This window comes from Desertibaculum subflavum (genome assembly GCA_003576705.1).
GTDB classification, from domain to species: domain Bacteria; phylum Pseudomonadota; class Alphaproteobacteria; order Ferrovibrionales; family Ferrovibrionaceae; genus Desertibaculum; species Desertibaculum subflavum.
The window spans coordinates 62,963-76,890 of sequence record QOZS01000001.1; the positions used below are offsets into that span (position 1 = coordinate 62,963).

At 69.3% G+C, this 13,928-nt stretch carries 11 protein-coding genes; 6 read left to right on the forward strand and 5 right to left on the reverse strand.

Annotation, left to right across the window (positions count from 1 at the left end):
* The first annotated feature begins 47 nt into the window (after positions 1–47).
* Together DT074_RS00345 and DT074_RS00350 are read left to right on the forward strand one after the other, a co-directional pair.
* A complete protein-coding gene (locus DT074_RS00345) occupies positions 48–1,382 on the forward strand; it encodes a DUF1800 domain-containing protein (protein ID WP_119417805.1) in 1,335 nt (444 codons plus the stop codon).
* A 4-nt stretch (positions 1,383–1,386) separates the two neighbouring features.
* Entirely contained in the window at positions 1,387–2,583 is a 1,197-nt protein-coding gene (locus DT074_RS00350) for a DUF1501 domain-containing protein (RefSeq protein ID WP_119417970.1), read from the forward strand.
* Here DT074_RS00350 and DT074_RS00355 read toward each other — a convergent pair.
* Together DT074_RS00355 and DT074_RS00360 are read right to left on the reverse strand one after the other, a co-directional pair.
* On the reverse strand, positions 2,580–3,620 hold the full coding sequence (locus DT074_RS00355) for an AbrB family transcriptional regulator (protein ID WP_162914516.1): 1,041 nt from the start codon (positions 3,618–3,620) through the stop codon (positions 2,580–2,582). The two genes, DT074_RS00350 and DT074_RS00355, sit on opposite strands and share 4 nt — an antisense overlap.
* An 8-nt stretch (positions 3,621–3,628) precedes the next feature.
* Positions 3,629–4,573 carry a M14 family metallopeptidase gene (locus tag DT074_RS00360; RefSeq protein ID WP_119417807.1) on the reverse strand — a complete coding sequence of 315 codons (945 nt, stop codon included), beginning with the start codon at positions 4,571–4,573 and terminating at the stop codon, positions 3,629–3,631.
* 184 nt (positions 4,574–4,757) lie between these two features.
* On the opposite strand from DT074_RS00360, the gene DT074_RS00365 reads away from it, so the two are divergent.
* On the forward strand, positions 4,758–6,344 hold the full coding sequence (locus DT074_RS00365; RefSeq protein WP_119417808.1) for an ABC transporter substrate-binding protein: 1,587 nt from the start codon (positions 4,758–4,760) through the stop codon (positions 6,342–6,344).
* A 16-nt stretch (positions 6,345–6,360) separates the two neighbouring features.
* On the opposite strand, the gene DT074_RS00370 is transcribed toward DT074_RS00365, so the two are convergent.
* Positions 6,361–7,128 carry an NAD kinase gene (locus tag DT074_RS00370; protein ID WP_368744347.1) on the reverse strand — a complete coding sequence of 256 codons (768 nt, stop codon included), beginning with the start codon at positions 7,126–7,128 and terminating at the stop codon, positions 6,361–6,363.
* A gap of 198 nt (positions 7,129–7,326) precedes the next feature.
* Between DT074_RS00370 and DT074_RS00375 the strand changes: the two genes are divergently transcribed.
* Positions 7,327–7,827, forward strand: a complete 501-nt coding sequence (locus DT074_RS00375; protein WP_368744348.1) for a molybdopterin-guanine dinucleotide biosynthesis protein A — start codon at positions 7,327–7,329, stop codon at positions 7,825–7,827.
* Positions 7,828–7,831: 4 nt separating this feature from the next.
* Here DT074_RS00375 and moaA read toward each other — a convergent pair whose 3' ends face one another.
* Positions 7,832–8,821: a GTP 3',8-cyclase MoaA gene (gene moaA / locus DT074_RS00380; RefSeq protein WP_368744349.1), complete on the reverse strand. Its 990-nt coding sequence runs from the start codon at positions 8,819–8,821 to the stop codon at positions 7,832–7,834.
* Positions 8,818–9,789 (reverse strand): LysR family transcriptional regulator, encoded by a 972-nt coding sequence (locus tag DT074_RS00385; protein ID WP_119417812.1) that lies wholly within the window; start codon positions 9,787–9,789, stop codon positions 8,818–8,820. The genes moaA and DT074_RS00385 overlap by 4 nt, the downstream gene beginning before the upstream one ends.
* A 111-nt stretch (positions 9,790–9,900) precedes the next feature.
* Here DT074_RS00385 and DT074_RS00390 point away from each other — a divergent pair, with 111 nt between their 5' ends.
* Positions 9,901–13,482 carry an ABC transporter ATP-binding protein gene (locus tag DT074_RS00390; protein WP_119417971.1) on the forward strand — a complete coding sequence of 1,194 codons (3,582 nt, stop codon included), beginning with the start codon at positions 9,901–9,903 and terminating at the stop codon, positions 13,480–13,482.
* A 7-nt stretch (positions 13,483–13,489) separates the two neighbouring features.
* Positions 13,490–13,927 (forward strand): cupin domain-containing protein, encoded by a 438-nt coding sequence (locus tag DT074_RS00395; protein ID WP_368744351.1) that lies wholly within the window; start codon positions 13,490–13,492, stop codon positions 13,925–13,927.
* Position 13,928: the final 1 nt, after the last annotated feature.

Below are 13,928 nucleotides of genomic sequence, written 5' to 3' on the forward strand. Positions count from 1 at the left end.
TGCCGGTTCGGGCGCAGGATCGGCCGTCGGCGGCCGTATGATCTGGCATGCGAAGCGGGGCGGCCATCATCGCGGCGAACCGGTTCGGGCTCGGTGCCCGGGCGGCCGAGGTACCGCTGTTGGAAGCCGATCCGCGCGGCTGGTTGCTGCGGCAGATCGATATGCCCGGCGAAGTCCCGGCGGCCTTTGCGAATCTCGCCTCCGGCAACCGGCGTGCGGGCGAGTACATGGAAGCCGTCGCCGCGCGTCGGGCGGCCGGGCTCGAAGACCTGCTGCGGCGCAACGGCCGCCAAGTCTATGGCGAGGAGGCCGGCGCCCGCTTTCTCGCGGCCGTGCGGTCGCCGCAGTCGTTCCGCGAACGCCTCGTCGCCTTCTGGTCCAATCACCTGACCGTATCCGTGCTGCGGCCGGCCATCACCTTCTTCGCCGGCGCCTATGAGCGCGAGGCGATCCGCCCGCATGTGACGGGCCGGTTCGCCGACATGCTGGTCGCCGCCTGCGCCCATCCCGCGATGCTGCTCTATCTCGACAATCACCTTTCGGTCGGTCCGAACTCGGAATCGGGCGTGCGGTCGCGGCGTGGGCTGAACGAGAACCTGGCGCGCGAAATCCTCGAACTGCACACCGTTGGCGTCGCCGCCGGCTACAGCCAGGACGATGTGCGGGCGCTGGCGAAGATGATCACCGGCTGGGGCCTGCTGCGGCCCAACGAGGGCGGCACGACGGGCGCCTTCACCTTCCGCGCCCGGGCGCACGAGCCGGGCGAGCAGACGCTGCTCGGGTGCACCTTTGCTGCCGGCGGCTACGAGCAGGGCGAGGCAGCGCTGACATTTCTCGCGACCCATCCGGCGACGGCAAGGCACATTGCGACCAAGCTGGCGCGCCACTTTGCCGGCGACGATCCGCCAACGACGCTCGTCGACCGACTTGCAATGCGATTTGTCGAAACCGGCGGCGACCTGCTGCAGGTGGCGCGCGCGCTGGTAGAGGCGCCCGAGCCCTGGGCCGAGATCGCGCCCAAGCTGCGCACGCCGTTCGAACTGCAAGTAGCAGCCTATCGTGCGCTCGGCATCGCGCCGGCGCCGGACCGCGTGCTGGGCAGCCTGGCCCAGCTCGGCCATCCGATGTTCCGCGCGCCCTCGCCGGCCGGCTGGCCCGACCGCGCCAAGGATTGGGCCGGGCCGGAGGCTCTGGTGAAGCGCATCGAATGGGCCGTCGCCGTGGCCGAGCGCGTGCGTGTCACTGAAGCGCCGACGGCGATCTTGGAACGTGCGCTCGGCCCGGCGGCAGGCGACGCGACACGGTTCGCGGTGGCACGGGCCGAGAGCGGCCGCGAGGGCCTGGCGCTGCTGCTCGCCAGCCCTGAATTCCAGCGGAGGTAAGGTGATGCCGATCGATCGACGCCGCCTGCTGTTCGCCGGTCTCATCTCGACCTATGCGCCGCGGCTCGTGCTCGCGGCGGCTCCGACAGAGCGCCGTCTGGCCGTCGTCGTGCTGCGCGGGGCGTGGGACGGGCTTGCGGTGGTGCCCGCCTACGGCGATCCGGCCTTTGCCGGCCTGCGCGGTGCGTTGGACATGGGCCGGCCGGGCGGCGTGGAAGCGCCGCTCGATCTCGACGGCTTCTTCGGCCTGCATCCGGCGCTCGAGCCGTTGATCGGTTTCTGGCGCCAGGGCGAGCTTCTACCCGTGCACGCTGTGGCGACCACGCATCGCGGCCGTTCGCATTTCGAGGCGCAGGACGAGCTGGAAGCCGGGATGCCACGTGTTGTCGGCCGCGCCGATGGCTGGCTCAACCGCGCGCTGGGCGAGCTGCCGTCGCCGGCCGACCGGCGTCTGGCGCTGGCGGTCGGCCCATCGATGCCGCTGACTTTGCGCGGCGAGGCGCCGGTGGCCAGCTGGGCGCCGAGCCGGATGCCGACCCCGTCGGCCGATCTGATGACCCGCATCGCCGCTTTGTGGCAGCAGGATGCCGAACTTGGCCCGGCGCTGGCCGAAGGCCTCAAGGCGCAGAGCATGGCGGGCGAGGTGCTGTCGGGCGACGAACGCATGGGCGGCGGCCGCGGCGCCGGCGCCTTCGTCGCCATCGCCAGGGCGGCGGGCGGCTTCCTTGCCGCCGATCGCGGCCCGCGCATCGCCGTGCTGGACATCGGCGGATGGGATACGCATTCGGCCCAGGGCACGGTACGCGGAAGGCTGGTGCAGAGCCTGGCGCCGCTCGGCGCCGGCATCACCGCCATGGCCGCCGAGCTCGGCCCGGCCTGGCGCAACACTGTGGTGCTCTGCGTCAGCGAGTTCGGGCGGACCGCGGCGCCGAACGGCACCGGCGGCACCGATCACGGCACCGGCGGTCTGGCTCTGCTGGTCGGCGGTGCGGTGAAGGGCGGCCGGGTTCTTGCCGACTGGCCGGGCCTCGGTCGCGGCGCGCTATTCGAGGGCCGCGACCTGAAGCCGACCCTGGATACGCGGGCCGTCTACAAAGCGGTGCTGCGCGACCATCTGGGCGTTGATGTCCCGGCGATCGAGCGCAAGGTGTTCCCCGATACCGCGACGATCAAGGCGCCGCAGGGATTGTTCCGCGCCTAGGTCTTGCGCTTCGCTCCGAGCCGGAAGGCGAGCGGCGCGACGCTGACCACCATGGCGATGCGGATGATGTGCAGGCAGGAGACATAGGCGGCGTCCACCGCTAGCGCCAGCGCGACCAGCGACATCTCGGTCACGCCGCCGGGCGCGAGCGACAGCGCCAGGGCTTCCGCCGGCACATCGACGAGATCCTGGAACGCCAAGGTGAAGCCGGCAGTGCCGGTCAGCAGCAGAAAGGCACTGCCGGCACCGATCAGGATCACCCGCCGGATCTCGTGGAGACGGGCGCCGGAGAAGCGGCAGCCGATCGTGCTGCCCATGACGATCTGCGCCACGGCGACGAGCTCCACCGGCGGGCGCGAGCTGGTGACGCCGGTGAGATGCACCGCGGCCGAGATCGCCATCGGGCCGAGCAGCTGCGAGGCCGGAACACGGGCGACGCGGCCGAGCAGCGCGCCGACGATGCCGGCGGTGGTCAGGATCAGCGCGTCCTGCAGCCCGAGCGGCAGATGGTCGGCTGCGACGCGCGCCGCCTCGGAATATTGGCCGGAGAAATAGCGGAAGTAGAACGGCACGGTGAAGACGACGATCAGGATGCGGGTCGCGTGCACGAGCGCGATCCGGCGCGGATCGCCGCCCATCGCCTCGCCCACCAGGACCATTTCGTTGAGTCCGCCGGGCGCCGAGGCAAAATAGGCATCCGGCACACTGAATCCACCGACGCGGCGGAAGTAGAGATAGCCGGCGATGGTCGCGAGCGGCGCATAGACGGCGAGCACGGCGATCCCGCCGATCCAGTCGGGCACGCGGGCGGCGAGGCCCGGCGTGAAAGCGCTGCCCAGCATGACGCCGATCACGACGATGCAGAGCGCGCGGAAACTGTTCGGCAGGCGGACCGGCGCCCCGCCGAGCGCGGCGATGGTGTTCGCCACCATGGCGCCGAGCATCCAGGGGAGCGGCAGGCGAAGCCAATAGAACAAAAGACCACCGGCGGCGCCGACGACGAGCGTCAGCGCGGCACCCCCGACAACGCCCCGCACGGTGCTGCTCAGGCCTCGAAACGGCCGAAGCGGACGGCGGTCTGGCCCACGACCATGCGGCGGCTCGGCATGATCAGGACGCAATCGTCATATGGCGTGGCGACGTCGTGGTCGCCGTCATCGGCGATCACGGTGCCGGCCCTTGGGATGACCTCCATGCCTTCGAAGGGACTGTGGAAGCGGAAGTCGGGCGACGTGATCGTGATCGCGTCCGTGACGCGGATGAAGCGTTGCGGCACCGCCCGGGCGCTGAGGCGAGCAATGGCCCAGTGGGGATCGATCACGTCGACTGCGATCAGAAAGCGCAGCGCGGTGTCGAGTGCCACGTCGCGGGCGGCCAGGGACCAGTGCTGGCCGCATTCGACCAGCAGGGCTGTCTTCGGACTGGCCTCGTCACCGAAATCGCCGAAATCGCGCATGCGCGGGCCCGCCTTGTGCCCGGCATCGGCGACCACCAGCGGCGGCACGCCGACCTCTGCCGCGAGGCGGCGGCCCTTGGCCTGCAAGCCGCACAGCATGAGCGCCGGCGCGCCGGTCTGCATCGAATGGATGTCGAGTAGGTAATCGGCGGCCGCGACCACCGGGCGCAACGCCCGCGCCCGCGCAAGCTCCCGGCTTTGCCGCGGCCCGTCGAGGATCTCCGGGCTCCAGACGCGATTCAGGTCTTCGTCGAGGAACCGCGACTCGGTCGGGCGCGTTGCATCGAAGCGCTCGTAGGCGCCGACATTGGCGAAGGCGAAAGTGAGCCGTCCATGTGTCGGTTGCACACCCTGCTCGAGCAGGAAATCGAGTGCATGGGCGCCGCAGACTTCGTTGCCATGCGTCAATGCCGTAAGCAGCACATGCGGGCCCGCTCGTCCGCTCTCGATCGTGGTGACATATGGGATGCCGGTGTTCCCGGCCGCCCAGCGCGTGATGTCGATCGGGAGCAGTTCGAGAACGTTGGCGCTCATCCCGCGCTCGTTGTCATGTCGATGTTCGTGTTTAGCATCCCCGCCGGGCCGGGGTCCACAGCACAGGCCGGTTGCGCGTGACTTCGGCGGCCGGCATCGTGGCCGCCCTCGACCGGGCAGGCCGGCCGGACGACCTGTTGGTACCATCACCTACCGGGGCTCAACCTCAGGGATAGAGGACTAAATGCGGCAATTCTCCGGGCGCGGCCTGCAATGCGCCCTGCTGGCGGCGGCGCTGATCTGGGCAGCGCCCGCGCCGGCGGCAGATCTGCGCATTGGCCTTTCGACCGACAGCAGCGCCATCGATCCGCATTTTCACGCGCTCGCACCCAACTTCGCGGTGCTCACCCACATCTTTCAGCCGCTCGTCGATTTCGACGCGGCACAGCGACCGATTCCCGCCCTTGCCGTGGCATGGAAGACGATCGATCCGCTGACCTGGGAGTTCGAGCTGCGCCGGGGCGTGAAGTGGCATGACGGCAGCGATTTCACGGCGGACGATGTGAAGTTCTCGCTCGAACGCGCCGCCGACGTGCCGAACAGCCCTGCTTCCTTCGCCACCTACACGCGACAGATCAGCGGGATCCAGGTCCTGGATTCGCACACCGTCAGGCTCAGTACGGCCAGGCCCCATCCGAGAATGCCGGTGGACCTCGCGAATGTCCTGATCGTCTCGAAGAAGCATGGCGAGGGGGCGTCGACCGAGGACTATAACGGCGGCAGGGCAGCGATCGGCACCGGTCCATATCGTTTCGTCGCGTGGCAGCGGGGCGACCGGCTGCTGCTGGAGAAGAACCCCGCCCATTGGGGCGCCGCGCCGGCCTGGGACAAGGTGGAGATCCGCTATCTCACCAACGACGGCGCCCGGGTGGCGGCGCTGCTGGCGGGCAAGGTGCAACTGATCGATGCGGTGCCGCCGGCCGATCTTTCGCAGCTGAAGCAGAACAAGGACATTCGCCTGGCCAGCACGGCGTCCAATCGCGTGATCTACCTGCATATGGATACCGGCCGCGAGACGAGATCGCCCTTCGTCACCGACCGTGCCGGCAATCCGCTGGAGAAGAATCCGCTGCGCGATCCGCGAGTGCGCGGCGCCATCTCCCGGGCGATCAACCGCGAGGCGATCGTCGCGCGGGTGTTGGAGGGGCAGGGCATGCCCGCCGGCCAGTTCCTGCCCGACAGCTTCTTCGGCGCTTCCAGAAAACTCGGCCCGCCGAAGCACGATCCCGAAGGGGCGAGGAAGCTGCTCGCCGATGCCGGTTATCCGAACGGCTTCGGCATTACGCTGCACGCGCCGAGCAACCGCTACGTCAACGGCGAGCGGATTGCCGAAGCGGTCGCCGAGATGTTGGGCCGGGTGGACATCCAGACCGCGGTCGAGACCATGCCGGCGAATTTGTTCTTTTCCCGTGGCGCGCAGCTCGAGTTCAGCTTTCTGCTGGCCGGCTGGAGTGCGTCCACGGGCGATGTTTCATCGCCGCTCAGGGCGTTGGTCGCGAGCTTCGACCCGAAGAAGGGCGCCGGCATTGCCAATCGCGGCCGCTACGCCAACCCGGCGCTCGATTCGGTGCTCGACAAGGCGCTGGAGACGTTGGACGACGGCGCGCGCGAAAAGCTGCTGATCGAAGCCTCCGAGATTGCCATGCAGGATCACGCGGTGATCCCGATCCTGTTCAACGTCAATACCTGGGCGATGCGCGACGGGCTGAACTACGAGCCGCGCGCCGACGACCGAACTTTGGCGATGAGCGTCAGGCCGCCGAAAGGCTGAATTCCGCGCGCGCCGCCTAGGGAATGAACTGCTCGTTCAGGATGCGCTCCTCGAGATTGTGCTCGGGATCGAACAGGACCTTGAGCGAGATATCAGGCGCCTCGGCAATCTCGACCTCGACCACCTCCCGCACCTCGGTCAGGTCGGCTACGGCGCTGACCGGCCGCTTGTAGTTGTCGAGGATCTCGAACTTCACATGCACGTTGCGCGGCAGCAGTGCGCCGCGCCAGCGCCGCGGGCGGAACGCGCTGATCGGCGTCAGCGCCAGCACGCCAGCGCTGAGCGGCAGGATGGGGCCATGCGCCGACAGGTTGTAGGCGGTGCTGCCGGCCGGCGTCGCCACCATGACGCCGTCGCAGATCAGCTCCTCGATGCGGACCCGGCCGTCGATCGAGATGCGGATCTTGGCGGCCTGGCGCGTCTGGCGCAGCAGGCTCACCTCGTTGATGGCGATCGCCTCCTGTTCCGTGCCGGCCTCGCGCAGCGCCTTCATGCGGAGCGGGTGCAGGGTCGCGGTCTCGGCCCGGCCCAGCCGCGCCGGCAGATCCTCTACCGCGAAGGCGTTGAGCAGGAATCCGACAGTGCCCTTGTTCATGCCGTAGAACGGCACGTTGCGCGTCATGTGCCGATGCAGGGTGCGCAGCATGAAGCCGTCGCCCCCAAGGCCCACGATGACATCGGCCTCCGCGACCGGCGCATTGCCATAGCGTTCCTCCAGGGCCTTCAGAGCCGTCTGGGCGTTGTCGTTGCGATCGGCGAGGAACGCGATCTTGTCATATGCCATCGACGAACGGCGCTCCCCTGCGGCGGCCATGAAGGGGGCGGAGTATAGCCGAGCGGCCCTAACGTTCTATGCATTCGGCGCCGGCGCGACGGCCCTTGCTGGCCGGCCGGCGGAACGACAAGATCGGCGCCGCGGAGTCGGGGGCGGGCGAGGATGTGGTATCGGCGACGTCTGGCAACATTAGCGCTGTCTCTGGTCATGGCGGCTGGGTGTGAAGCCCTCGCCCAGACCGGGCAGGGCGGCGCACCGGCCGATCGCATGCCGGAGCGGATGGACGAGCGCAGCCTCGATCAGCGCCATGAAGGCTATTACTACCCCGAGATCACCAGCCGCGAGATCTACGCGGCGCGCGCCGCGGCGATGCCGGATGCGACCCGCTCGACCCGCGTGGCCTTCGTCACCGCGCTGACACAGCAGCAGCTCGGCAAGCCCTATCCGCCGCCCTTCGCCCTTTTCGCCAAGGGCGAGCGGGCGGAGAAGATGATCATCGTGTCGCTCGGCGATCACGGCTTCCGCTCGATCTATCAGGCGCGCGGCCTGCTCGCACAGCTGACCGCGGTCGCCCGCACCACGCCGCTGCTGCGCGAGATGCAGGTCGAGGAGGTGTTCACTTTCTTCGATCTCTTGAAGCTGATGGGCTTCGAGCAGCTCACCGTCTCCGACGGCGAGACTTTCGCCCACCAGGTCAAGCTGGACTGACGGCTCAGCCGCCGGTCACGCTCATATGGCGCGGCACCGCGGGGCGGTTGTTCCGGCGGTCGATGATGAAGTCGTGCCCCTTGGGCTTGCGGCCGATCGCCTCGTCGATCGCGGCGGCGAGCAGCGTGTCGTCCGGACTGGCGCGGAGCGACGCGCGCAGGTCGGCCGCATCCTCCTGACCGAGGCACATATAGAGCGTGCCGGTGCAGGTGAGACGCACGCGGTTGCAGCTTTCGCAGAAGTTATGCGTCATCGGGGTGATGAAGCCGAGCATGCGGCCGGTCTCCGCCACCCTTGCGTAGCGGGCGGGGCCGCCGGTGCTGTAGTCGGTGTCCTCCAACGTCCAGCGCCGCGCGAGCCTGGCGCGCACCAGCGACAGCGGCAGGTACTGCGCCGTGCGGTCGCCGTCGATATCGCCCATCGGCATGGTCTCGATCAGGCAGAGGTCGAAGCCTTCGCGGCCGCACCAGGCGATCAGGTCGTCGAACTCCTCCTCGTTCTCGTCCTTCAGCGCGACGGCATTGATCTTGATCCTGAGGCCGGCCGCCTTGGCGGCGGCGAGCCCCTCCATCACCTGCTCCAGGCGGCCCCAGCGGGTGAGCTTGCGGAACCGCGCGGGATCCAGCGTGTCGACCGAGACGTTGAGCCGGCGCACGCCAGCCTTGACCAAGCCCTCGGCGTGGCGGGCGAGCTGGCTGCCATTGGTGGTCAGGGTCAGTTCGTCGAGAGCGCCCGTCTGGAGGTGGCGGCCGAGCCGCTCGATCAGCCACATGACGTTGCGCCGGACCAGCGGCTCGCCGCCGGTCAGGCGTAGCTTGCGCACGCCCTTGGCGACGAAGGCGGAGCACAGCCGGTCGAGCTCCTCCAGGCTCAGGATCTCGGCCTTGGGCAGAAAACTCATGTCTTCCGCCATGCAATAGACGCAGCGGAAATCGCAGCGGTCGGTCACCGACACGCGCAGATAGGTAACGGAGCGGCCGAACGGGTCGATCATGGGACGGAATATAGCGCGGGCTGGCCGGTTTTGCGCGGTCGGGCGGTGGGACCGGGCCGAGCCTCGTGGGGGCGGGCGGACCCACGGCCCTCGAGCGCTGCCCGTTCCTCCTGGAACAGCTGAACCAGCACGTCCATGACCGCCCGGACCCGCGGCAGGCTGCGCAGATCGTCGTGCACCAGCAGCCATTGCTCGGGCGCGACCCGCGGCAGAACGGGGCCGATCCGGCGCAGCCTGGGATCGCCGTCGCCGAGATAGCAGGGCAGCACGGCGAGGCCGGCGCCGGCGGCGGCGGCTTCATGCATCACCAGCCAGTTGTTGACCCGGACGGCTGGCCGCCCGCCGTCCAGCAGGTCGAGCAGCCATCGCTGGCCGGGCATGTAGCTGTGATCGTCGTCGAAGCCGGCCCAGGGCGCCGCGCGTAGGCAGGCCGGATCCGCGTCCCGCTGCGCCAGGTCACCACCGCCATAGACCGCGTAGGCAACATGGCCAAGCTTGCGCGTCACGATGCTGGCGAGATCCGGCACCTGTTCGCGGATCATCAGGTCCGCCTCGCGCTTGGAAAGGTTGGCAAGCAAGTGCCTCGAATCCAGTTCGATCTCGATGCACTGCAGGTTGCGGCGCAGCCTCGGCAGGTGGCGGGCGATGAACGCGGTCATCGCCTCGCCGGCGGAAAGCCGCACCGTGCCCTTATTGGCGGTTGCGGCGAGGCCGGCGCTGCGCCGGTGGATCGACTCCGCCGCCTGCTCCATGGCCTGAACATCCGCCATCAGCTCCTCGCCGGCGGCGGTCAGCACGAAGTGATCCGGCAGGCGGTCGAACAGCCGGGCACCGATCGCCTGTTCCAGCGCCTTCACGCGGCGCGCCACGGTCGGATGGCTGATGCCGAGCTTGCGCGCGGCGGCGGCCAGCTTCCGTTCGCGCGCCAGGGTCAGGAAGATTCTCAGGTCGCCCCAGTCCGCAATCATGCCCTTTGCCCCGCCAAGCGTTCAAAAATGTACGGCAAGATCGCCAAAATGTCGAATGGCGAACATCAGCGTTCAAGCTATCGTGACGGCGCTGCGATAGGGGAAATGCAGATGCACTTCGAGCCGCGTCTTTGGGTTTTCACCGAGGGGGTCCGCCTTCGCATCCTCGGGGCGGTTCTGATCGGCCTGGTCGCGGTCGGGCTCGGCATCGCGCGGCTCGGCCTGCTGGGCTGGCTGATCGGCGAGATCTTCGCCGGGCGCGGCCCCGACGCCCTGGTCCTTCCGATTGCGCTGATCGCCGTCGTCATGGTGCTGCGCGGGTTGTTCGAGCAATGGCGCACCATGGTTGCGCATCGCACGGCCGCGGCGGTGCAGAAGCGCCTGCGCCGGGCGATCTACGACCGCATCGCGGCGCTCGGCCCTGCCACGATCGGGCGCCAGCGCTCCGGCGCCTTGACGCTTTCGCTGATCGACGGGGTCGATCAGCTGGAGACCTATTTCGGGCAGTTCCTGCCGCAATTCCTGATCTCGCTGCTGACGCCGGTGCTGATCTTCGCCGTGGTCGCCTGGATCGACCTGCCGGTGGCGGCAGTCATGCTCGCCTTCGCGCTGATCGCGCTGTTCGCGCCGGCGCTCTGGCACAAGCGCGACGTGAAGAACGCCGTCGGGCGCCAGAAGGCCTATGCCGCCTTTGCCGCCGAGTTCCTGGATTCGATCCAAGGCCTCGCCACGCTCAAGGCCTTCGGCCAGAGCAAGGCGCGCGCCGACAAGCTGGAGCACGAAGCGCGCGACCTGTTCCAGCGCACCATGTGGGTGCTGGCGACCAACGTGCTGGCGCGCGGCATCACCGACAGCGCCATCGCCTGCGGCGCCGCCGCGGCGCTCGCGCTCGGCGCTTTCCGCGTCGAGGCCGGCACCATGCCGCTCACCGCGCTGCTCATCATCCTGATGCTGGGTGTCGAGATCTTCCGTCCGATGCGCGAGCTCCGGACCGTGCTGCACCAGGGCATGGTGGGCATGTCGGCGGCCCAGGGCATCTACCAGATCCTGGACGCGCAGCCGATCGTCGCCGACCGCGCGCCGGCGCCGCTCGACCGTCCGCTCGAGCCCACGATCGCCTTCGAGGGCGTGCGCTTCCAGTATCCGGGCACGCGGCGCACGGTGCATGAAGCCTTGAGTTTCGAAGCGCGCGCCGGCGAGCGGATCGGCCTGGTCGGTCCGTCGGGCGGCGGCAAGTCGTCGATCGTACGCCTGCTGCTGCGCTTCTACGACCCGGATGCCGGCACCGTGCGGATCGGCGGCCGCGACCTGCGGGAGCTCTCCTTCGAGCAGATACGCTCAATGATCTCGGTGGTGAACCAGGACACCTTCCTGTTCCACGGCACGGTCGAGGACAACATCCGCATGGGTCGGCCGGATGCCGACCACGCGGCGATCGAGGCGGCCGCGCGGGCCGCCAACATCCACGACTTCGTCGCAGGCCTGCCGCAGGGCTACCGGACGGTCATCGGCGAGAAGGGCATCAAGCTCTCCGGTGGGCAGCGCCAGCGCCTCGCCATCGCTCGCGCGCTGCTGCGCGACACGCCGATCCTGGTACTGGACGAGGCGCTCTCCGCCGTCGATGCCGAAAACGAGGCCGTGATCCAGGACGCGCTCGGCCGGCTGATGCAAGGCCGCACCACGCTCATCCTCGCGCATCGGCTTTCCAGCGTGATCGATTGCGACCGCATCCTGGTTCTGGCGGGCGGCCGGGTGGCCGAGAACGGGCGTCACGGCGAGCTGATGGCCGGCGGCGGGCTCTATGCCCGGCTGATGGCGGAACAGGTGCGGGAAGGCGCCGTCGCCGATGCGATCGACCTTGCGGCCCCGACCGGTACGGTGGAAACCGAAACGCATCAGCCGGGTGGCGCCGCGAAGCCGGTGACCGAGGGGATCATCAAGGCCGAGGGGCTCGGCTGGTTCGGCCTGGTGGCCGCCCTGATGAAGCAGATCATGCCGTGGAAGGGCCGGCTCGCCGCCACCTTCGTGTTCGGCGTGCTGCGCGTGCTCGCCTTCATCGGCATCGGCGTGCTGAGCGCGCTCACCGTGCTGGCGCTGAAGAACGGCCAGCCGTTCGGCGCCTATCTCTGGGCGCTCGCCGTGGTGGCGCCGCTCTCGGGCGCGCTGCATTGGCTCGAATCCTGGATCGCGCACGACATGGCGTTCCGCCTTCTGGCGGAGATGCGGATCGACGTGTTCCGCAAGCTCGACCGGCTGGCGCCGGCCTATCTGGTGCGCCGCCGCACCGGCGATCTGATGACGCTCGCCACCCACGATGTCGAGCTGGTCGAGTATTTCTTCGCCCATACCATGGCGCCGGCTTTCGTCGCCGTGCTGGTGCCCGCGGCGGTGCTGGTGATCCTGGCCGGCGCGAGCCCGTGGGTCGCGCTTGCCCTGCTGCCGTTCCTCATTGCCGTCGGCGCCAGCCCGTTCCTGCTGCGCGGACGCGTGGACCGGTTGGGCTCGCAGGCACGCGAGGCCTCGGGCGAGCTCGGTGCCTTCGCCGTCGATTCCGTGCAGGGCCTTGGCGAGATCGTCGCCTTCCAGCAGGAAGGTGCGCGTGGCCGGCGCCTCGACGAGCTGTCGGACCACCATGTCGGATTGCGGCTGCCCTTCTTCGCCGAGCTGACGCGCCAGCAGAGCCTGCTCGACACGCTGACCGGGCTCGGCGGCCTCGCGGTGGTGGTGTGCGGCGGCGTTCTCGCGACGCAGGGCGCGATCGATCCCGCCCTGCTGCCGCTGCTCGCGCTGCTCGCGATGGCGGCCTTCCTGCCGGTCTCGGAGATCGCGCAGATCGGCCGCCAGCTCGCCGACACCCTCGGTGCCACGCGGCGGATCTACGCGCTGGAGAACGAGCCGGTGCCGGTCGCCGATGGACCTGGCGTTCCGCGGCAATCGGGGCCCGCGGCGCTGGCGCTTCAGGGGGTCGGCTTCACCTATCCGGGGCAGAGCCGCCGTGCGCTCGCCGATGTATCGTTCGAGATCGCGGCCGGCAGCACGGTCGCGCTGGTCGGCACATCGGGTGCCGGTAAGACCACGACGGCGCAGCTGCTGATGCGGTTCTGGGATCCGGATCAGGGCCACATCACGTTGAACGGCGCCGACCTGCGCGACTACAAGCTCGACGATCTCAGGCGCCAGGTCGCGCTGGTGGCGCAGGACACCTACCTGTTCAACGATACGCTCCGCCGCAACATCCTGATCGCCCGTCCGGCAGCCGGCGAGGTGGAGCTTGCGGCGGCGATCGAGCATGCCTCGCTCGGCGAGCTGGTGGCGGCACTGCCCGACGGCGTCGACACGCCGGTCGGCGAACGCGGCACCAGCCTGTCGGGCGGCCAGCGCCAGCGGGTGGCGATCGCGCGCGCCTTCCTCAAGGACGCGCCGGTGCTGATCCTCGACGAGGCGACTTCGCATCTCGATGCCGTGAACGAGCAGGCGGTGCGCCGCGCCCTCGATCAGCTCAAGACCGATCGCACGACCATCGTCATCGCGCATCGCCTGTCGACGGTCCGCGATGCCGACCTGATCGTCGTGCTGAAGGAGGGCAGGGTGGTCGAGACTGGCACGCATGCCTCGTTGCTGGCCGCGGGCGGGCTCTATGCCCAACTGGTCTCGCGCCAGCTCGCCTCGGTCTACGCAGCGGCGGCACAGTGAGGTGGCGATGACGACGAACGGCGCATGGGCGGACGGCGTCAGGGTCGTGCAAGGGGCGACCTTGGATGCCGCCATGACCGGTCCGGCAGGGAGCGGCCGTGCGACGGCGTTCGACTTTGCCGGCACCGGTGGACACGCAACCTGGATCGGCCGCGTGGCACTGGCGCCGAATGCGCGGACCGGCGCGCATCATCATGGGCGGCACGAAGTGGCGGTCTATGTCGTGCGCGGGCGCGGCGAGCTGAGGTGGGGCGAGCGGCTGGGATATGCGGCGCAGATCGCCGCGGGGGATTTCGCCTACTTCGCTCCCTTCGTGCCGCATCAGGAGCGGAACGTCGACATTGGCGAACAGCTCGAGATCGTCGTGGTCCGCAGCGACAACGAAAGGATCGCGGTCGGCCTCGACGTCACACCGGCCGGGCGGACGGCGGCGCCCGGTTCCTGAG

What these genes read in the sequence shown, in the direction of transcription:
- moaA (WP_368744349.1), bottom strand. Translation starts at nt 8,821, where the DNA reads ATGATCGACCCGTTCGGCCGCTCCGTTACCTATCTGCGCGTGTCGGTG.
- DT074_RS00360 (WP_119417807.1), bottom strand. Translation starts at nt 4,573, where the DNA reads ATGAGCGCCAACGTTCTCGAACTGCTCCCGATCGACATCACGCGCTGG.
- DT074_RS00350 (WP_119417970.1), top strand. Translation starts at nt 1,387, where the DNA reads ATGCCGATCGATCGACGCCGCCTGCTGTTCGCCGGTCTCATCTCGACC.
- DT074_RS00370 (WP_368744347.1), bottom strand. Translation starts at nt 7,128, where the DNA reads ATGGCATATGACAAGATCGCGTTCCTCGCCGATCGCAACGACAACGCC.
- DT074_RS00365 (WP_119417808.1), top strand. Translation starts at nt 4,758, where the DNA reads ATGCGGCAATTCTCCGGGCGCGGCCTGCAATGCGCCCTGCTGGCGGCG.
- DT074_RS00345 (WP_119417805.1), top strand. Translation starts at nt 48, where the DNA reads ATGCGAAGCGGGGCGGCCATCATCGCGGCGAACCGGTTCGGGCTCGGT.
- DT074_RS00395 (WP_368744351.1), top strand. Translation starts at nt 13,490, where the DNA reads ATGACGACGAACGGCGCATGGGCGGACGGCGTCAGGGTCGTGCAAGGG.
- DT074_RS00390 (WP_119417971.1), top strand. Translation starts at nt 9,901, where the DNA reads ATGCACTTCGAGCCGCGTCTTTGGGTTTTCACCGAGGGGGTCCGCCTT.
- DT074_RS00385 (WP_119417812.1), bottom strand. Translation starts at nt 9,789, where the DNA reads ATGATTGCGGACTGGGGCGACCTGAGAATCTTCCTGACCCTGGCGCGC.
- DT074_RS00375 (WP_368744348.1), top strand. Translation starts at nt 7,327, where the DNA reads ATGGCGGCTGGGTGTGAAGCCCTCGCCCAGACCGGGCAGGGCGGCGCA.